This window comes from Olivibacter jilunii, from assembly GCF_900607235.1.
Classification (GTDB): Bacteria; Bacteroidota; Bacteroidia; order Sphingobacteriales; family Sphingobacteriaceae; genus Olivibacter; species Olivibacter oleidegradans.
The window spans coordinates 11,130-29,862 of the sequence record NZ_LR027855.1 but is presented as its reverse complement, the minus strand read 5'-3'; the positions used below and the strand labels follow the sequence as shown (position 1 = coordinate 29,862).

Below are 18,733 nucleotides of genomic sequence, written 5' to 3'. Positions count from 1 at the left end.
GATATGACCCCGCTTAAGGACATACAAAAGGAACAGCATTGTTTCCATTGTGGTGACGTAGTTGTAAAAGCGAATTATGAGGTTGACGGCCATGATTTCTGTTGCTTAGGTTGCAAAAGCGTTTATCAGGTATTAAACCAGCATAAACTTACGCATTATTACAAGTACAATACACATCCAGGCATCTCCGTCCGTAAAGATAAGAGCCAGTACTTTTATTTGGCAGATGAAAGCATCGCAAATAGCTTGTTGGACTATAAAGATGATCATATAGCCGTCGTTACTTTTTATGTCCCTACTATACATTGTAGTTCTTGCATATGGTTATTGGAAAAACTTCATAAGCTTCATCGAGGTATAACCAACACACGTGCCGATTTTCTACGGAAAGAGGTACGTATTACATTTTGCCACGACATCATAAAACTAAAGCAACTAGTTGAACTACTCACAGAAATCGGTTATGCACCGATCATTACCCTGAAAGACACATCGTCGAAAAGGAAGAAAAAAGACAGCAATAGACTGGTGAGAAAAATAGCTGTTGCGGGTTTTTGTTTTGGCAATTCAATGATGATCAGTTTTCCGGAGTATTTTGGACTAGGGACTTTTGAGAGAAACTATGCCCAGCTATTTGGTGTTGTCAATTTGCTTTTTACCTTGCCCATTATGCTCTATAGCGGGCAAGATTATTTCGTTTCTAGTATTAAAAGTATCCGGCAAGGGCGTCTAAACTTAGATATTCCGCTCACTTTAGGTATAATCGTTCTTTTTCTTCGCTCTGTGTGGGAGATTTTAACTGGCTCGGGAGCTGGGTTTTCCGATACACTTTGTGGCTTACTATTCTTTTTACTGATTGGGCGATGGGTACAACAAAAGACGTATCATCATCTTTCATTTGAAAGAGACTACCGATCTTACTTTCCGGTAGCGGTTACCAAAATTGATGCAGGCGAAGAAAAAACAGTGGCATTGTCCGCGTTACAGGTTGGTGATCGTATTTTGATCAGAAACAATGAAATTATTCCGGCAGATGCGATTTTGTTAAAAGGAGCTGCCTGTATTGATTTCAGTTTTGTCACTGGTGAATCAAACCCTGTTGATAAAATACTTGGCGAAATTATTTATGCAGGTGGCAAACAAACCGAACAAGCAATTGAATTGGAGGTGGTGAAACCCGTGTCACAAAGTTATTTAACAAGCCTTTGGAATGATCAGAAAAATAAGAAAGGGCAAGTTTCCTTTCAATCGTTCAGCAATAAAATCAGTCGTTATTTTACACCCATTCTCTTATTGATTGCTTTTATAAGCTTATTTTTTTGGTTTTACATAGGCGAACCCAGGCGAGCATGGTCGGCCTTTACGGCCGTTCTCATTATCGGTTGTCCCTGTGCACTGGCTTTAAGCTCACCGTTTACGCTATCAGCGGTACTTAGCGTTTTTGATCGGAATGGTCTATTTATGAAGGATACCTTGGCTATTGAAAAAATGGCGGGGATCGACACGCTGGTGTTTGACAAAACAGGGACCATCAGTACGCTTCATCAGGAGGAACTCCCATTCAAAGGTAGCTTGCCAGCTACGGAAGCATCCATGGTGTTTTCTGTATGTCGAAATTCCAACCATCCACTCAGTCGTAAAATAGTTCAATCATTACAGGGTACTTGCGAAATGTTGCCGATAAGCTCTTATGCTGAAATACCGGGAAAGGGAATACGGGCGATCATAAAAAATAAGGAAGTTTTAATCGGAAGTTATTCTTTTGTTGTTGGTACCGATGAGCAGTTCTATAAAGGGCCTGGCACCTATGTACGAATTGGTGGACATGTAAGAGGTGTTTTCTCCATGGAGCAAAAATGGCGAGATGGACTGGAATCGCTTATCAAAGCACTCAGCAGTTCGTACGAACTACATTTGTTATCAGGGGATGTTGATCGAGATTCAAGCGCCTTATCGTCTATTTTTCCTCAGCGAGATTATTTGAATTTTAATCAGCTACCGGCCGACAAGTTGCATTACATAAGCGGCTTACAGCAAAATGGAAAAAAAGTTGCGATGATCGGTGATGGTTTAAATGATGCAGGAGCCCTCAAGTGTGCTGATTTAGGACTAGCGGTGAGTGATGATGTTAATAATTTTTCACCGGCTTGTGATGCCATTATGAGCGGAACATCTTTTAGTAAGTTCTGTCGGTTTCTCGGATTTTCAAAAAAAGCAATGCATATTATTTACTGTAGTTTTGCTATTTCCCTTCTATACAATATAGTGGGTATGTATTTCGCGACACAAGGCAATCTATCGCCCTTGTTAGCTGCGATTTTAATGCCTTTAAGCACCATCACCATTATTAGTTTCACCAGTTTGACAACCAGGCTTTATGCTCGTAAATATACTTTGTAATGAGCGCAATATTCTTTTTGATAGCTTGTAGTGTGTTCATCGCGTTATTCTTTTTAGGCGCTTTTTTTTGGGCGAATAAGAATGGACAACACGATGATACCTACACCCCGGCCATACGTATTCTTTTCGAAGATGATGTTATTTTCGATGGGCAAGAAAACGAAAAAGGGGTAGATGAGAGCGAATTAAATAAGTGATAACAATCACCTTTTAGTCCGATCAATATCACTCGTCGGCTATTTGGACCATCGTACTTTTACCTCCGTAAAAATACTAAACTATGCAGCTTGAAACATTCAATTACGATAACAAAATTGTAAGAAATTTTGGTATAGCCACTATTTTCTGGGGAATTGTAGGCATGTCTGTCGGACTTCTCGTAGCAGTACAATTAGTCTGGCCTTTCATGAATTTTAATACACCCTTTACAACCTTCGGAAGAATACGACCTCTACATACCAATGCCGTTATTTTCGCCTTTGTCGGTAACGGAATTTTCATGGGCGTCTACTACTCCCTACAGCGCCTTCTCAAGGCCCGTATGTATAGCGATTTATTGAGCCGTATTCACTTTTGGGGCTGGCAATTGATTATTCTCGCAGCCGCGATCACTTTACCGCTCGGTTTCACCACTTCACACGAATATGCTGAGCTTGAATGGCCAATTGACATTGCGATAACGCTTATCTGGGTCGTATTTGGCATCAATATGTTCGGAACGATTATCAAAAGACGCGAGCGTCATATGTATGTTGCCATCTGGTTTTATATAGCAACCTTCGTAACGATTGCAGTGCTTCATATCGTAAACTCCGTTGAATTACCGATTGCTGCTTGGAAAAGTTATTATTTATATGCAGGAGTACAAGATGCACTGGTACAATGGTGGTATGGCCATAACGCCGTGGCTTTTTTTCTGACAACACCCTATTTAGGTATGATGTACTATTTTCTTCCAAAAATGGCGAACAGACCGGTTTACTCGTATAAACTAAGCATACTCCACTTTTGGTCGCTCATATTTATCTATATATGGGCCGGGCCACACCATTTGCTGTATACCTCTTTGCCAAGTTGGGCCCAATCGTTAGGTGTTGTGTTTTCAATCATGCTGATCGCTCCAAGCTGGGGCGGTATGATTAATGGTTTATTGACCTTGAGAGGTGCTTGGGATAAGGTACGTACGGAACCTACTCTAAAATTTATGGTGGTTGCGCTAACTGCTTATGGCATGGCAACTTTTGAAGGACCGATGCTCTCTTTAAAACAGGTAAATGCAATTGCGCACTTTACCGATTGGATTGTAGCACATGTGCACGTAGGTGCATTGGGTTGGAATGGTTTCATGACCTTTGCCATTTTATATTGGGCTATTCCGAAGATATATGGCACGACTTTACACTCTAAAAAAATGGCTAGTGTGCATTTTTGGGTTGGTACCCTCGGTATTCTCTTTTATGCCATACCAATGTACTGGGCCGCGGTCGTTCAAGGGCTTATGTGGAAGGAATTTACGCCAGAGGGTGTGTTGAAATATCCCACTTTTCTGTCGACGACTCTACAGATCCTTCCTATGCATATGTTGCGGGCAATAGGTGGTGCTTTATACCTTAGCGGTGCTTTACTAATGACCTATAACCTTATTCGTACCATGCAGAAGGGGAAATTAATTGCCAATGAACCGGCAGAAGCGATGGCGCTTCCTCCCGTCCATACGAATGAGAAATCAATTCATAGAAGACTGGAACGTAAACCGGCACTTTTTATGGTCATTGCCCTTATTGTTATACTGATCGGTGGTATGGTTGAAATGATGCCAACTTTCATGATTTCATCGAATGTTCCTACCATCAGTAGCGTGAAGCCCTACACGCCTTTAGAACTGCAAGGTCGGGATATTTATATCCGAGAAGGTTGTGTTAATTGTCACTCACAGACCGTTCGTCCCTTTCGCTCAGAAACCGTTCGATACGGAGAGTACAGTAAGGCGGGCGAATTTGTCTATGACCACCCCTTTCTTTGGGGATCAAAACGCACAGGGCCCGATTTGCATCGTGTTGGTAAAAAATACCCAAATAAATGGCACTATGACCATTTGCTAGATCCTACCCTCACCTCACCAGGGAGTATTATGCCTCCTTATCCCTGGTTGATCAATCAAAAAATAGATACGGCGAGTACCGCTGCAAAAATTACAGCCATGCGTAAATTGGGCGTTCCCTACCCGAAGGAGTATGAAAATTACGCAAATAAAGACCTGCTACAGCAAGCGAAATCTATTGTAGACGATTTGAAACAAAGTGAGGTAGACGTGCTAAATGACCGAGAAATTATTGCCATAATAGCTTACTTACAACGGTTAGGTACGGATATAAAAGTAACTGAAAAATAAATATTTAAATATGTTTAAGCAAATAATAGATTTAGGAGGAGATGAGTGGTATCTTATCCTCTCGTTATGGATCTTCTTTGTGTTTTTTGTTTTTGTGGCCATATGGCTGTTTCGCATGAGAAAGCCATACAGCGATTACATGAGCCAACTTCCACTGGAAAATGAAAAAATGGAAAACGAACAGGTTTTAGATTAACGATCAGGTATGAATAACTTATTATTACAGATAAATAATGCGACGTCCGAAAGGGGCTGGGGAAGCGGAAATATCCATCAGGATGTTTTACTGATAAGCCTGTTAATCGTGGTGTTGACGGTGCTAATTGCGGCGATCGTACTAAATAAGGCGTTTAAGACGATTGTTCATGTGATGATGCCTGAAATTGAGGCTGCTGCGAAAGCGGCTACCAAGGCTAAACAAAAGGAAAAGCGTGCGCACTTAAAACAATGGTGGAATAATGTAATGGGATTACGTCCGCTTTCGGAGGAAGAAGACTTAGTAATTGACCATGCTTATGATGATATCAGGGAATTGGATAATCCAACACCCGCCTGGTTTATGGGGCTTTTTTACGCTACCATGGTATTTGGTGTCGTTTATTTATCCGTTTATCACGTTTTTGGTTGGGGGATGAATCAGAACGATGAATATAAGAAGGAAATGCGCGTGGCCGAACAAGAGCGTAAAGCCTATTTAGCGAGCCAAGTAGACAATGTGGATGAAAATTCCGTTGAAGTAGACAAAAGTCCGGAGGTAATTGCCGAAGGAAAGGCGATCTTCGATCAAAACTGTATTGCTTGTCATGGTGCCGTTGGAGAAGGGGGAATCGGTCCGAATCTCACGGACAATTATTGGCTTCATGGGGCTAGTATAAAAGACGTATTTAAGACCATAAAACGCGGCGTGCCCGATAAAGGCATGATCGCTTGGGAGCAGCAGTTATCACCTTCTAAAATAGCACAAGTAGCCAATTATATTTTATCACTTCAGGGTACCAATCCGCCAAACGCAAAGGCTCCCCAAGGAAATCTTAATGAACAGCATCAAAGCGCGAATTGAGCGATATGCTAATGAACAAAAGAACAGATGAAACAAATGGCCTTAGCAACCAATACACAAAAGAATAAGAGGCGCTGGATTTATGCAAAAAAGGTTACCGGTAGACTTTTCAGCTATCGACAATATGTCGGATATTTCCTGTTAACGCTGTTGTTACTAGCTCCCTTTCTCAAAATTGAGGGTGAACCTTTTTTAATGTTCAATATAATTGAGCGCAAGTTTTGTGTTTTCGGAGCGGTATTTTATCCACAGGATTTACACATTTTTGTATTTGGCATGCTGATAGCCATGGTCTGCATTGTGCTTTTTACGGTTGTATATGGGAGGGTTTGGTGTGGCTGGGCCTGTCCACAGACTATTTTTATGGAATTGGTTTTCAGGCGCGTTGAATATTGGATAGAAGGTGATGCCAACGAGCAGCGGCGCTTAAATGAAGGGGATTGGACCAAAGAGAAATTGATGAAAAAAATAAGTAAACATACCATGTTTTTTCTTATTTCCTTCGTGATTGCTAATTTACTTTTGAGCTACATTATCGGTATTGATATGCTTTTTTCTATCATAACCGAACCCGTACAGAATCATCTCGTCGGTTTTATTTTCATTATGCTGTTTACGCTCGTATTTTACGCGGTATTCAGCTTTGTTCGCGAAATTGTATGCACAACGATTTGTCCTTATGGACGATTGCAGGGGGTACTTCTGGATGAGCAGAGCATTTCCGTTGTCTATAACTATAAACGTGGGGAACCAAGAGGGCCTATTCGAAAAGGGCAAGAAGCCGACTTGCGTGGTGATTGTGTGGATTGTCACTTATGTGTGCACGTATGTCCTACCGGAATAGATATCAGAAACGGGATTCAGATGGAGTGCGTTAATTGCACCGCATGCATTGATGTGTGCAATGGAGTTATGGAAAAAATTCATCGTCCAAAAAATCTAATCGGTTTTTATTCACAGAATGAGATTGAATTTGGATCGGCGCAAAAGAAAAATAAACGTGCGGTTGCTTATAGTGCGGTTCTGGTTGTACTTATCGGTGTATTTTTGAGCTTGCTGATCACTAGAAATGTAGTAGACGGAACCTTGCTACGGGCAAGCGGTACAAGTTATATTTTCAGAGATGATGGTACTGTTACCAATCTGTATAATATGGAGCTTACAAATAAATCGTCCAAGGATATCCCTTTTGATCTTAGCTGCGTTGATAAGCATTTTTCAGTTCAAGTGCTTCAAGCTAAAAAGGTATTGGTACCAGGTGAAACGGTACGGTTTTCCCTATTCTTGATAAGACCTAAAAAATCTATCAACGTATATAAAACCGATGTCGTAGTAAATATTAGTTCTGAAGGGAAAATCCTGAAAAAAATGAGGACCAATTTTGTCGCACCGCCCGCAGCCTCACGTAAATAAAGATTGTATTAATAATTAGGGTATGAATTGGGGAATGAGAATCGTTATAGGAATGGCCATCGCCATGTCATCCATCGTTGCTGTTGGAATCTATATGGTCAACCAAGACACAGACACGCTTGAAGAGACAGACTATTATGAGAAGGGGTTGGACTATGAGCGTGTCTATAAAAAGAAGGAAAATCTTGTTCGGTATCAACGAAAAGTTACCTTGAACGTCGTGAGAGATAGTTTGGTGCTTTCTTTTGCAGAAGAAAATAATAAGGGAATGGTCGATTTTATAAGGTCATCCAACAGATCTTTAGACCAACGTATTCATTTTATTACATCAAAGTCGGTCTACCGTCTCCCAATTAAAAACCTGAAAAAAGGGGTATGGCATATTAAGCTCGATTGGGAAAGTCAGCAGCGGTCTTACCTCCAGGAAGAGCAATTATATTTGAACTAAACTTTAAATATTAAAGTATGATTCTTGCTTTCTTTATTGGAGTAATTTCAAGTGTTCATTGTGTAGGCATGTGCGGACCTCTTATGTTCGCTTTACCGGCAATGAACGTATCGTGGGCAAAGCAAGTAGGTATACATCTGTTATATCAGTTAGGAAGGATTCTCACTTATGGTCTTTTGGGCTTTGTATTGGGATTACTTGGAGCTGGCACTTTAATACGGGGCTGGCAACAATATATGAGTCTTGTTACCGGCATTATCTTGCTCTTATTTGCCCTGTATTATTTTTTACAGCGGTATGGAAAAGGCTCATTTTCATATGGAGGCACTTTTTGGCAACCGTTGTTCAATAAAATGGGCTATTGGATCCAACGTCCCGGGGGACATTTTGTTGTAGGTCTGTTGAATGGCTTGCTTCCTTGTGGAATGGTTTATCTTGCTTTGGCAGCAGCTTTGAACACGGGGTCTCCTGTTAATGGGTTTATTTTTATGGCATTCTTTGGTTTAGGAACAGTTCCCCTCCTACTCATCGCTCTTGTTTGCGGTCATTATTTTCGAAAACGAATTCGTTTGAATTTTATCGGATTGATTCCATTCTTGTTTCTTATAATGGGTGTCTGGTTTATTCTTAGGGGGGCAAACTTAGATATAGCCTACTTGAGCCCACTACTCTATCCAAAGTCAGGAACAACGCTGTGTCATTAAATTACCCGCGAAATATACGTTGAAAAAAATTCCGTTTAATACCTACATACCAGTCTTCTCCCCGTTTTTCCAAGGCATATACGTTAATATAATTACCCTGCCCGGCTGCTCCATGTCCATTAGATAGATCAAAAGCATGCCGGTGATACGGACAGATGATCTGTTTATTTTCACACCAGCCTGCGCTTAGATCTGCACCGGCATGTGGGCATTTGTAGCTTGTAGCAAAAAGTTCCTGTTCGTAGTCGATCAAACATATCGTTTTTCCTCCAATCCTAACTTTTCTAATTGTGTTTACGGCAGGGAGCAAATCCGGACCTATCTTGTGCCAATAAAGCATGGATTATTCGTTGTTGGTTGTTAGTTATTAGTTATTAGTTGTTAGTTGTTAGTTATTAGTTGTTAGTTATTAGTTGTTAATTATTAGTTGTTAGTTATTAGTTGTTAGTTATTGGCTATTAGTTATTAAATTTTGTGTTTAATTTTTTATATTAGAAGTACGAATCCATATTATCTCTTGTCCATTTTCAGTATTGTCGGATAAAAATCAGTTTTGTTGCCATCAAAAGTAATATTTCAATGAAAGTTAATGAAAAATTATTAAACAGACTAAGGGAAGCTTTAATGGATATCCCAACAATTAAGGAAAAAACGATGTTTGGGGGCATTTGTTTTTTAGTAAACGATAAAATGTGTATCTGCGCGAGAGACAATCGATTGATGTGTCGCATCGGACCAGCTGTTTATGAGGAGTGCTTAGAAATACCTGGCTGTGAACCTATGGTACACGGAAAGCGTTTGGTGAAAGGTTACGTTTTCGTCTATGAAGAGGCATTTAAAGATCGAGCTGCTTTTGATCATTGGATCTCCTTATCATTGAAGCATAACGAAGCGCTGAGTCGACAACAATAAGCAAGCAGTAATTGCTACATTGTATTTAATACCCGATTTAACTAAGTTTGCACTATGTTAATTGCTGCAGAAAAGTACTCGAAATTAATCAAGGATGAAGCAAAGCGCTTAGGTTTTGCTTTCTGTGGCATTGCCAAAGCTGATTTTTTGGAGGAAGAGGCACCGCGTTTGGAAAAATGGCTAAAGGAGGAAATGCATGGCGAAATGTACTATATGGAAAACCATTTTGATAAGCGATTGGATCCTCGTCTCCTTGTGGAAGGTGCTAAGTCTATTATATCGTTAGGTTTTAATTATTTTACTTCTGATATACAGATAGATAAAGATTCTCCAAAGATATCCAGATATGCTTATGGCGTCGATTATCATACGGTAATTAAAAATAAACTTAAGTCGTTACTGCACTTTATGCAGGACGAGATTGGGGAAGTAGGAGGACGGGCATTTGTGGATTCGGCTCCGGTGCTGGACCGTGCTTGGGCTAAACGTTCGGGTTTAGGTTGGATTGGCAAAAACAGTAACTTAATTAATAGAAAAAAAGGATCTTTCTTCTTTTTATGTGAACTGATAGTTGATATTGAGTTGGATTACGATCTTGCTCCCACAAAAGACTATTGCGGAACTTGTACGCGATGCATCGATGCGTGCCCCACGGAGGCTATTGTTGCGCCGCAAATTGTAGATGGAAGTAAGTGCATCTCCTACCTGACCATTGAACTTAAGAACGAGATTCCTGATCAGTTTGTAGGTAAAATGGACAACTGGATGTTTGGATGCGATGTATGCCAAGATGTTTGTCCTTGGAATCGTTTTGCTGAACCTCATACGGAAGAGTCCTTTAAACCACATCCAGACTTATTGGAGATGACGAAGAAGGATTGGGAAGAAATTACTGAGGAAACTTTTCAACGCGTTTTTAAAAAGTCTGCCGTCAAGCGGGCAAAATTTTCGGGGTTGACGAGGAATATCCGTTTCCTGGGGAAAAGTTAAGTCGTTGAGTCGTTGAGTGGTTTCACTTCGACTACTTACCTATTTTCCTATTTGACTACTGCTCTTGGCGCACCGGTTGAGTTGTTAAGTCGTTGAGTGTTTTCGCTTCGACTACTTACCTACTTACCTACTTACCTATTATCCTATTTGACTACTCAACTTTTTACAGATTCGCTTAATCAACCCCGGACCTTCGTAAATAAATCCGGTATACAGCTGTACCAAAGAAGCACCGGCTTCCAGTTTTTCCAGCGCATCTTCTGCACTGTGTATACCCCCTACTCCGATAATGGGAAACGCTTTGTTTGATTTTTCCGACAGATAGCGTATTACTTCCGTAGAACGCTTGGTTAAAGGCTTTCCGCTTAGCCCACCTGTTTCCCTAGTTAAGTTGATCGGCGAGCGGAGCCCCTCTCTGTCAATGGTTGTATTCGTAGCAATAACGCCTGCAATTCCTGTAGTGGTAACAATTTCTATAATATCATCCAGCTGGCTGTTTGTTAAATCAGGAGCTATTTTTAAAAGAATCGGCCGAGATATGCCATTTTTAAGATTACGTTGCTGTAAAGTGTTTAAGATATGCATTAACGGTGCCTTTTCCTGTAGATCCCGTAACCCAGGGGTATTAGGCGAGCTGACGTTTACGACAAAGTAGTCGACCACATCAAAAAGTGCATCAAAACACAAAATATAATCATTTACCGCTTCTTCATTAGGAGTTAGTTTGTTTTTTCCTATGTTTCCACCGATAATGACTTCGCTCCTTTTTTTCAAAAACTTTAGTCTCGTTGCAGCAACGTCGACGCCTTGATTATTGAAACCCATTCGGTTGATCAAAGCTTCGTCTGCCGTTAGTCGGAACATGCGCGGTTTGTCGTTACCGGATTGAGGTTTTGGAGTAACCGTCCCAATCTCAATAAAGCCGAAGCCTAGATCCACAAGTTCATCCACATATTCAGCGTTTTTGTCAAAGCCTGCGGCTAAACCGATCGGATTTTTAAAAGTTAAACCAAAAACTGTTTTCTGTAGACGAGCGTCTTCATAATTAAAAGCGGCTCTGATCAGTTTACTGCCTCCCCAAATTTTATTAGCTGCTTTTAAGCCTCCCGTAACATTATGATGGGCCGACTCAGGATTCATTAAGAAAAATAGCGGTTTAACTAGTTTATACATGGCGCAAAGATGATGAAAATTAGGCAATGAAACAATTGACTGACTGAGGCAACGTAAAAAAATCGTACTTTTGCACCCGCAATGATAGCTATTAATAATTTAACTTTCGAAATAGGAGCCCGAGCATTGTATGACGATGCAAATTGGCATATAAAACCAGGTGATAAAGTAGGCCTTATTGGCGCTAATGGAACAGGAAAAACAACGCTGCTGCGCATCATAGTAGGCGAATATACGCCAACGTCCGGAACCATCTCGATGGCAAAGGACTTGAAGATCGGTTACCTTAATCAGGATTTGCTTTCTTACGAATCGGAAAAGAGTATTCTCCATGTAGCCATGGAAGCATTTGAAAGACAGAACCAGCTGCATGCTGAGATAGAAACCTTGCTGAAAAAGATGGAGACGGATTATAGCGAGGAATTAATTCATAAGCTTAGCGATAAGCAAATTGAATTTGAAGCATTGGATGGATATAATATTGAATACCGGGCCCACGAGATTTTAGCGGGCCTGGGATTTGATGATGAGCAACAGAGCCGAAAGCTCTCGGAATTTTCAGGTGGATGGCGAATGCGTGTTATGCTGGCTCGTATTTTATTACAGGCACCTGATATCTTGTTGCTGGATGAACCGACCAACCACTTGGATTTACCTTCCATTAAATGGTTGGAAGCTTATTTGCAGGCATTTGAAGGGGCCATTGTCATTGTTTCGCACGACCGTTATTTTTTGGACCGCGTTATTAATAAAACAGTAGAATCTAGAAAAGGAAAGCTTACGCTATATGCAGGAAACTATAGTTTTTACCTAGAAGAGAAGGCTTTGCGTAACGAGATTCAGGCTGGCCAATTTAAAAATCAGCAAGCTAAAATTAAACAAGAAGAACGGTTGATAGAACGTTTCCGGGCTAAAGCGAGCAAGGCAAAAATGGCACAGTCACGTATAAAAGCGCTTGAACGGATGGAACGTGTGGACGATGTGGATGACGACAACCCCACCGTCAATTTTAGCTTCAAATTTAGCAAACAATCCGGCCGTCATGTAGTCCGACTGGAGCATATTACAAAAGCTTATCCCGGTGTGCCTATTTTGAAGAACGCACATGCAGTGATTGAGAAGGGCGATAAGATTGCCTTAATCGGTGCAAATGGAAAGGGGAAGTCCACCCTATTACGTATTATTGCTAATGCAGATAAAGATTTTGAAGGAAAGAGTGAAACCGGTCATAATGTAACGACCACCTTTTTCGCTCAGCATCAGTTGGAAGCGCTACATTTGGAAAATGAGATCTTGCAGGAGTTACAGGCATTTGCCCCAAAACACACGGAAACAGAGTTACGCTCCATTTTGGGATGCTTTCTATTTACAGGTGATGACGCCTTTAAAAAAATTAAAGTACTTTCCGGCGGTGAAAAGTCGCGTGTGGCGTTAGCAAAGGCATTGACAGCGGATGCAAATTTTCTGATTCTTGATGAGCCTACCAACCATTTGGATATCCAATCGGTTAATATCCTCATCCAAGCACTTCAACAATACGAGGGTACATTGATCACCGTTTCGCACGATCGCTTCTTTTTAGATAGTGTAGCTAACAAGATCTGGTACATTGAAAATCAGGAAATAAAAGAATATCCCGGAACCTATAAGGAGTATGAAGAGTGGCAGTGGAAAAGACCGATAGTAAAAGAAAAGCCGCTGGTAAATACAACTCCTAAGAAAGAGGAAAATAAAAAAATTAATACTTATCATGCAGAAACGCCGGATAAGCACAAACAATTGCAGAAGCTGAATAAAGAATTGAGTGTTTTAGAAGAAAAAGTGGGGGAATTGGAAAAGGAGGTTACAGCTATTGAAGAGCAATTAACCGATCAGGCTTTGTACAATAACCCGCAACAATTAAAAGAAATTAATTTACGCTATGACAGCAAGAAAGCGGAGCTCTCTCAATTTCAGCAGAGATGGGAAACGCTGGCCGATGAAATTTTGACACTAGAAGGGACTTAAATCGGACTATTGTATCGAAATTCTTGTAAATTAGGCGGCACTAATACCAATTGATACATGAGATTTTCTTTAGGCCTCTTCTTTATGCTTGTTGTATTCAATGCAACACAGGTGTCTGCGCAGAAAAAAGAGAAAAAACGGGTTCGAATGGAACGCTCTCCGGAGCAAGACCTTCGATACGAAGATGTAAACTATTTACCCGTGATAAAATCAGTTCAATTTTATCACGCGAAGGAAGAACAATCGCTTCCCCTGATGACATTGGGTGGAGGAGATCAGTTTTTTCTTTCCTTTGATGATTTGCGAGCAGATAATCGTACTTATTATTACACAATCGAACACTGCACCTCTGACTGGCGTAGTAGCAATCTTTCCACTATTGAGTATATCGATGGCCTTACGGAAGATCGCTTGTATGATTATAAAAGTTCCGTTAATACGCTCCAGGCATATACGCATTACGAACTTCGATTTCCTAATGAAGGCAGTATGATGCCGAAGCTGCCCGGCAACTATCTCCTAAAGGTTTATGAGGATGCGGATAAAGCAAGATTGATTTTAACCAGAAGGTTTTACGTTTTAAGACAAGATGTAAGTGTGGGTATTAAGACACTTCCCTCTTTTAATGTGATAAAAAGGAAGGAAAACCAAAAACTAAACCTTGAGATCAATCTGGGTAACATCCAACTTAATAACCCTTATCAGGATATCAAACTGGTTGTAAAGCAAAATCGTAGGGATGATGTGCAAGAAGTACTGACGAAGCCAATGTTTGTAAGGGACGGACAACTTATCTATAATAATAATGCGACCTTAGACTTTGATGGAGGAAATGAGTTCAGAAATTTAGATTTAAGAAGTTTCCGTCTATTATCCGGTCAGATCAGTGCAAGCAGCAAAGATAGCATACGGCGAATGTCCGTTATGTTGGATCATGACCTGTCTCAAGAATCTTATAGCTTCTCTTACGACGAGGATGGAAAGTTTTTTTTGCGTAATAGCGATTTTGAGAATAGTGACTTTGAAGGCGATTATGCAGCTGTGACTTTCACCTTAAAAACGTCATCGCCTCCTGCTGCGAACGAAAAGATCTACATTGCCGGATTATTTAACAACTTTGCGACAGATGGGACTAACGAAATGAAATATGATCCGGATCAAAAGCAATGGCAAGGAGAGCTGCTTCTTAAACAAGGGCTTTATCATTACACTTATATCAGCAAGATAAATGGTAAAGAACAGTTAAATAGGTATGATGGACATCATTTTGAAACAGGCAATACCTACGATGTATTTGTGTATTATCGGAAGCCGGCTACACGCTGGGAAGAATTAATCGGATTTGGTACCGTAAATACATCCAGTAAGGGGCCGATTCGCGATTAATATCTTGTTGGGTTTACCTATCTTTGCGGCATGAACAAGAAATTTGCAAAGGAATCATTCACTATTATGAATGAACTGGTTTTACCAAATGATACCAACACGCTTAATAATTTGATGGGCGGAAGGCTATTGCATTGGATGGATATAGCCGCAGCTATATCCGCTCAGAAGCATTGCAATCGGATTGTCGTAACAGCGTCCGTTGATAACGTATCATTTCGCCATCCTGTTAAGTTGGGAGATGTGATTAGTATAGAGGCAAAGGTTACGAGAGCTTTTAATACATCGGTTGAAGTGCAGCTTCAGGTATATGCCCAGAATATTCCATCTGGAAGTAGAATTAAGTCAAACGAGGCTTTTTACACTTTCGTAGCAATTGACCAGAATTCACGTACGATTGCGGTTCCCGAATTGGTGCCGGAGACAGAGGAAGAAAAAGAATTATTTGATGGTGCTTTACGTCGCCGCCAGTTACGTTTGATACTTGCAGGGAAGATGAAACCCGAAGAAGCCAGTGAACTATACAATTTCTTTAACCAAATAGGCGCTAAATAAGGTATATGGTTTAGGATATAAGGTTAAAGGTAAAATCTCTTACACATTTACCTTTATCCTCCCAACCTTCTACAATTAGCTTCCAAGCGCTACGATACGATCGAACTCTTCTGGTGCTAAGGGCATCACGGATAAACGTCCCTGTCTTACAAGAGCTATATCCTGCAACTGCTCATCGGCTTTTATTGTCTCCAGCGTGACAGGCTTCTTCAAGGTTTGAAGCGGAGCCAGATCTACAACAACCCAACGTTCATCGCTGGTAGTTGGGTCTTGGTAAGCTTCTTTCACAACTTTCGCAATTCCGACGACTTCTTTCCCTTCATTGCTATGATAAAATAACACTAAGTCGCCCTTTTTCATTGCTTTCAAGTTATTGCGCGCTTGGTAATTTCGGACGCCATCCCAAAAGGTTTGCTTATCTTTTAAAAATTGTTGCCAGCTATATTTAAAGGGTTCTGATTTAACCAGGAAATAATTCATATGTAATAAAGTCTATCGCTGCTGCGAACTTACGTAAATTCACTTTTTTTCACAAGTGCTCATTTTGTAGTTCAAGATCGCTCCGCTAATGCTTCAAATTAGAAGAGATATAAAAATAAAAAGGAGCGCCGCAATGGCGCCCCGTTTAAAAGAACAAGAAATTTCTAATATTAGTGTCCACTATCTCCGTCAATTCCGTGCGCGTGTCCATGCGACAGTTCGTCTTCGGTAGCCTCACGTACATTTAAAATCTCGATATCGAAATGTAAATTTTGTCCGGCCATCGGGTGATTAAGATCGACAACGACCGCTTCGGGACTAACTTCTACCACGCGTGCACGGAACTGATTACCCTGATTGTCTTGCAAGGGAAGAATTTCACCAACCGGAGGAATGCCCGATTCTTTAAACATATCAGCAGGAAGCTGTGCAACGGCACTGTCATCTTTTTCACCATATGCATCCACTGCTAACAATTCAAAATCAACGGTGTCTCCTTGCTTAAGACCTTCGATATTCTCCTCAAATTTTGGAAGCATCATTCCTACTCCATATAGAAACACAAGCGGATTCGATTTGTCTGCCTCTTCAACAAACTCTTTTTCTCCGTTGTTGATGGTGTGCAATTTGTAAGTAAGCGCTACTACGCTGTTTGGTGTAATGGTCATTTTTATAAAATTATGGAAACCTTCTTGTTAGGCCTCCTGTTTAAGAATTAAATTTTCTACGTCCTTTAAATTATCAACTGGTAAACTGCATGTATTGTTTTTACAAACATAAATTAGACTACGTTCAGTAACTCTATTTCTTAAAAGTGGCAGGTTCTCCTCTACGCCGCCCAAAATAACTTTATTGGGACTATAAATCTTTTGATCGATAGCGATCCGTAAATCATTTGATTGCGGTCCGGTAATCGCTATTTCATGGAAACCGTACACTTCTTCAAGTAAGCGGATTGCCCAGTTGGAGTATGCAGACCCATAAGTTCTAATCTGTGGAAAAACATTAGCCAATAACTGCGCTGCAATTTCCTTATAAGTTGAATCCTCAAAAATTACGCCTAACTTATTTAGTTGATGTGCCATCACTGAATTGGAGGATGGAATCACGTTGTCCATTATTTCAAATTTCCGTGTAATCAGCACTTCTGTTAAGTCGGAGGTATAGTAAAATGCACCGGCCTGCCGGTCATAGAATTGTGCAAGTGTGTAATCTGCCAATGATTTAGCTTGATCCAACCACGCTTTATTAAAGGTTACCTCATAAAGTGCGATGAAGGCCTCAATAACAAACGCATAGTCATCCAAAAACGCCGTTATCGTTTTAAAAGGAGTTTGAGGTTGATGTAAAAGTGTGCCTTCCTCAGTGATCAACTTACGAAGAATAAAATGCGCATTTCGTTCTGCTACGGTAAGGTATTCCTTCTTATTGAATGTTCGATAAGCATCTATATAAGCTTTTAACATCATGGCGTTCCAGCTTGTCAATATTTTATTATCGAGGCCGGGACGTATACGCTGCTCTCTGTAGTGGCGTATTTTCTTTTTGATATCTTTTAAATAAGTTTCCCACTCCTCTTTACTGTAGCCGGCTTGTTCTGCCAATTTGTCTGCATCAAGCCTTGTTTTCAGTACATTCGTTTTTTCTTCCGGCCAGTTACCTGCTGCTGTTATTGAAAAATACGAGATGAATAAATCGGCATCTTTTCCCAGCAGATTGTCGATTTCTTCTTGTTGAAAAGTATAATACTTTCCCTCAACACCTTCGCTATCTGCGTCCAGTGCGCTATAAAAGGCGCCTTCTGCTGACGTCATTTCACGATCGACCCATTGAAGGGTCTCCTCTACCACACGTTTATAAAGCGGCTCCGGTTTTTGCAGATAAGCCTCGGCATATAAGCTTATGAGTTGCGCATTATCGTAAAGCATCTTTTCGAAGTGTGGGATATGCCATTGTCCATCAACCGCATAACGGGCAAAGCCGCCACCTACCTGATCGTATAAGCCTCCGGCAGCTATATGTTGCAGTGTAAAATGCGTATGCTCCAGTATATCCGCGTCATTTGCCAGGTGGCCGTAACGAAGAAAGAATAACCAGTTGTTTGGCAAAGGAAATTTAGGAGCCCTTTTGTAGCCTCCATCTATCGGATCGAAAGTTTGCTGCCAAGGTTTTACGATCTCTTTTAGATCATCTTCACTGTATTTCTCGGGAATCTTACTGATTCTGAAAGTTTCGCTTTCCGTGATTCCCTGTGCCAGCTTTTCAGCATATTCGATTGCCGTTTCCGGTTCGTTTGCCCAAAGTGCCTGCACTTGGTTCAATACATTTACCCAATCGGCCGGCCGAAAATAAGTCCCGCCATAAACCGGTCGACCGTCCGGAAGGCAGATGCAATTTAATGGCCAGCCACCACTGTTTGTCATCAACTGAACGGCAGTCATATAAATCTGATCGATGTCGGGCCGTTCCTCCCTATCCACTTTGATAGAAATATAGTGACGGTTCATTACTTGGGCAACCTCTTTGTTTTCAAAACTTTCTCTTTCCATCACATGGCACCAATGGCACGCGGAATAGCCAATGCTAACAATAAGTAATTTGTTTTCGGCTTTGGCTTTACTTAAAGCTTCATCTCCCCAAGGATACCAGTCAACCGGGTTATGTTGGTGTTGTTTAAGGTATGGAGAGCTTTCGTTTTGAAGGTGATTTGCCATAATAGATGTAAAGGTAGTATTATAATGTTATTTTATGATTATTAATGGTTTTTCTTTTTGCTGACCTTCTTTAGATCGAATAAGGATTTCGTCTTAAAA

General features: G+C 40.7%; 18 protein-coding genes. 13 read left to right on the top strand and 5 right to left on the bottom strand.

All coding sequences use genetic code 11. The features are described from left to right. Positions 1-3: 3 nt before the first annotated feature. From E0E36_RS21535 to E0E36_RS21500, 8 genes are all read left to right on the top strand, one after another. Positions 4-2,400 (top strand): heavy metal translocating P-type ATPase, encoded by a 2,397-nt coding sequence (locus E0E36_RS21535; protein ID WP_130857716.1) that lies wholly within the window; start codon positions 4-6, stop codon positions 2,398-2,400. After that, positions 2,400-2,597, top strand: coding sequence for a cbb3-type cytochrome oxidase assembly protein CcoS (ccoS, locus tag E0E36_RS21530; RefSeq protein WP_013666783.1), 198 nt, complete (start codon positions 2,400-2,402; stop codon positions 2,595-2,597). Before E0E36_RS21535 ends, ccoS begins: the two co-directional genes overlap by 1 nt. Before the next feature lie 83 nt (positions 2,598-2,680). Continuing rightward, positions 2,681-4,792, top strand: a complete 2,112-nt coding sequence (gene ccoN / locus E0E36_RS21525; protein ID WP_130857715.1) for a cytochrome-c oxidase, cbb3-type subunit I — start codon at positions 2,681-2,683, stop codon at positions 4,790-4,792. Between the two features lie 10 nt (positions 4,793-4,802). Next, entirely contained in the window at positions 4,803-4,988 is a 186-nt protein-coding gene (locus E0E36_RS21520; RefSeq protein WP_013666785.1) for a hypothetical protein, read from the top strand. A 9-nt stretch (positions 4,989-4,997) separates the two neighbouring features. Further along, entirely contained in the window at positions 4,998-5,852 is an 855-nt protein-coding gene (locus E0E36_RS21515) for a cbb3-type cytochrome c oxidase N-terminal domain-containing protein (RefSeq protein WP_130857714.1), read from the top strand. A gap of 27 nt (positions 5,853-5,879) precedes the next feature. Beyond that, positions 5,880-7,265: a cytochrome c oxidase accessory protein CcoG gene (gene ccoG / locus E0E36_RS21510; protein WP_130857713.1), complete on the top strand. Its 1,386-nt coding sequence runs from the start codon at positions 5,880-5,882 to the stop codon at positions 7,263-7,265. A gap of 22 nt (positions 7,266-7,287) precedes the next feature. After that, the gene (locus E0E36_RS21505; protein WP_130857712.1) at positions 7,288-7,713 is read left to right on the top strand and encodes a FixH family protein; all 426 of its coding nucleotides are present in this window, start codon (positions 7,288-7,290) and stop codon (positions 7,711-7,713) included. A 17-nt stretch (positions 7,714-7,730) separates the two neighbouring features. After that, positions 7,731-8,417, top strand: a complete 687-nt coding sequence (locus E0E36_RS21500; protein WP_130857711.1) for a sulfite exporter TauE/SafE family protein — start codon at positions 7,731-7,733, stop codon at positions 8,415-8,417. A gap of 1 nt (position 8,418) precedes the next feature. Here E0E36_RS21500 and E0E36_RS21495 read toward each other — a convergent pair whose 3' ends face one another. After that, complete coding sequence (locus E0E36_RS21495; protein WP_130857710.1) at positions 8,419-8,757, bottom strand: Rieske (2Fe-2S) protein; 339 nt, start codon at positions 8,755-8,757, stop codon at positions 8,419-8,421. A gap of 239 nt (positions 8,758-8,996) precedes the next feature. Here E0E36_RS21495 and E0E36_RS21490 point away from each other — a divergent pair, with 239 nt between their 5' ends. Together E0E36_RS21490 and queG are read left to right on the top strand one after the other, a co-directional pair. Further along, positions 8,997-9,329, top strand: coding sequence for a TfoX/Sxy family protein (locus tag E0E36_RS21490; RefSeq protein WP_130857709.1), 333 nt, complete (start codon positions 8,997-8,999; stop codon positions 9,327-9,329). Positions 9,330-9,383: 54 nt separating this feature from the next. Next, positions 9,384-10,319: a tRNA epoxyqueuosine(34) reductase QueG gene (gene queG / locus E0E36_RS21485; RefSeq protein WP_130857708.1), complete on the top strand. Its 936-nt coding sequence runs from the start codon at positions 9,384-9,386 to the stop codon at positions 10,317-10,319. A 138-nt stretch (positions 10,320-10,457) separates the two neighbouring features. Here the strand turns inward: queG and E0E36_RS21480 are convergent, their stop codons facing one another. Beyond that, on the bottom strand, positions 10,458-11,492 hold the full coding sequence (locus E0E36_RS21480) for a quinone-dependent dihydroorotate dehydrogenase (protein ID WP_130857707.1): 1,035 nt from the start codon (positions 11,490-11,492) through the stop codon (positions 10,458-10,460). Positions 11,493-11,573: 81 nt separating this feature from the next. Between E0E36_RS21480 and E0E36_RS21475 the strand changes: the two genes are divergently transcribed. Genes E0E36_RS21475 through E0E36_RS21465 form a run of 3 tightly spaced genes read left to right on the top strand, consistent with a single transcriptional unit; the run spans position 11,574 to position 15,440 of the window. Continuing rightward, entirely contained in the window at positions 11,574-13,499 is a 1,926-nt protein-coding gene (locus tag E0E36_RS21475; RefSeq protein ID WP_130857706.1) for an ABC-F family ATP-binding cassette domain-containing protein, read from the top strand. A gap of 57 nt (positions 13,500-13,556) precedes the next feature. Continuing rightward, positions 13,557-14,885, top strand: coding sequence for a type IX secretion system plug protein (locus E0E36_RS21470; RefSeq protein ID WP_130857705.1), 1,329 nt, complete (start codon positions 13,557-13,559; stop codon positions 14,883-14,885). Positions 14,886-14,915: 30 nt separating this feature from the next. Continuing rightward, positions 14,916-15,440 carry an acyl-CoA thioesterase gene (locus E0E36_RS21465; RefSeq protein ID WP_013666796.1) on the top strand — a complete coding sequence of 175 codons (525 nt, stop codon included), beginning with the start codon at positions 14,916-14,918 and terminating at the stop codon, positions 15,438-15,440. Positions 15,441-15,515: 75 nt separating this feature from the next. Here E0E36_RS21465 and E0E36_RS21460 read toward each other — a convergent pair whose 3' ends face one another. The 3 genes from E0E36_RS21460 to E0E36_RS21450 form a co-directional block, all read right to left on the bottom strand. Next, positions 15,516-15,920 carry an EVE domain-containing protein gene (locus tag E0E36_RS21460; protein ID WP_013666797.1) on the bottom strand — a complete coding sequence of 135 codons (405 nt, stop codon included), beginning with the start codon at positions 15,918-15,920 and terminating at the stop codon, positions 15,516-15,518. Positions 15,921-16,090: 170 nt separating this feature from the next. Then, on the bottom strand, positions 16,091-16,588 hold the full coding sequence (locus E0E36_RS21455) for an FKBP-type peptidyl-prolyl cis-trans isomerase (protein ID WP_013666798.1): 498 nt from the start codon (positions 16,586-16,588) through the stop codon (positions 16,091-16,093). Positions 16,589-16,615: 27 nt separating this feature from the next. Continuing rightward, positions 16,616-18,634 carry a thioredoxin domain-containing protein gene (locus tag E0E36_RS21450; protein ID WP_130857704.1) on the bottom strand — a complete coding sequence of 673 codons (2,019 nt, stop codon included), beginning with the start codon at positions 18,632-18,634 and terminating at the stop codon, positions 16,616-16,618. Positions 18,635-18,733 lie beyond the last annotated feature (99 nt).

Coding starts and splice junctions, on each gene's coding strand:
- E0E36_RS21515 (WP_130857714.1), top strand. CDS start 4,998: ATGAATAACTTATTATTACAGATAAATAATGCGACGTCCGAAAGGGGC.
- queG (WP_130857708.1), top strand. CDS start 9,384: ATGTTAATTGCTGCAGAAAAGTACTCGAAATTAATCAAGGATGAAGCA.
- ccoS (WP_013666783.1), top strand. CDS start 2,400: ATGAGCGCAATATTCTTTTTGATAGCTTGTAGTGTGTTCATCGCGTTA.
- E0E36_RS21535 (WP_130857716.1), top strand. CDS start 4: ATGACCCCGCTTAAGGACATACAAAAGGAACAGCATTGTTTCCATTGT.
- E0E36_RS21520 (WP_013666785.1), top strand. CDS start 4,803: ATGTTTAAGCAAATAATAGATTTAGGAGGAGATGAGTGGTATCTTATC.
- E0E36_RS21505 (WP_130857712.1), top strand. CDS start 7,288: ATGAATTGGGGAATGAGAATCGTTATAGGAATGGCCATCGCCATGTCA.
- E0E36_RS21500 (WP_130857711.1), top strand. CDS start 7,731: ATGATTCTTGCTTTCTTTATTGGAGTAATTTCAAGTGTTCATTGTGTA.
- E0E36_RS21460 (WP_013666797.1), bottom strand. CDS start 15,920: ATGAATTATTTCCTGGTTAAATCAGAACCCTTTAAATATAGCTGGCAA.
- ccoN (WP_130857715.1), top strand. CDS start 2,681: ATGCAGCTTGAAACATTCAATTACGATAACAAAATTGTAAGAAATTTT.
- E0E36_RS21480 (WP_130857707.1), bottom strand. CDS start 11,492: ATGTATAAACTAGTTAAACCGCTATTTTTCTTAATGAATCCTGAGTCG.
- E0E36_RS21470 (WP_130857705.1), top strand. CDS start 13,557: ATGAGATTTTCTTTAGGCCTCTTCTTTATGCTTGTTGTATTCAATGCA.
- E0E36_RS21490 (WP_130857709.1), top strand. CDS start 8,997: ATGAAAGTTAATGAAAAATTATTAAACAGACTAAGGGAAGCTTTAATG.
- E0E36_RS21465 (WP_013666796.1), top strand. CDS start 14,916: ATGAACAAGAAATTTGCAAAGGAATCATTCACTATTATGAATGAACTG.
- ccoG (WP_130857713.1), top strand. CDS start 5,880: ATGAAACAAATGGCCTTAGCAACCAATACACAAAAGAATAAGAGGCGC.
- E0E36_RS21475 (WP_130857706.1), top strand. CDS start 11,574: ATGATAGCTATTAATAATTTAACTTTCGAAATAGGAGCCCGAGCATTG.
- E0E36_RS21450 (WP_130857704.1), bottom strand. CDS start 18,634: ATGGCAAATCACCTTCAAAACGAAAGCTCTCCATACCTTAAACAACAC.
- E0E36_RS21455 (WP_013666798.1), bottom strand. CDS start 16,588: ATGACCATTACACCAAACAGCGTAGTAGCGCTTACTTACAAATTGCAC.
- E0E36_RS21495 (WP_130857710.1), bottom strand. CDS start 8,757: ATGCTTTATTGGCACAAGATAGGTCCGGATTTGCTCCCTGCCGTAAAC.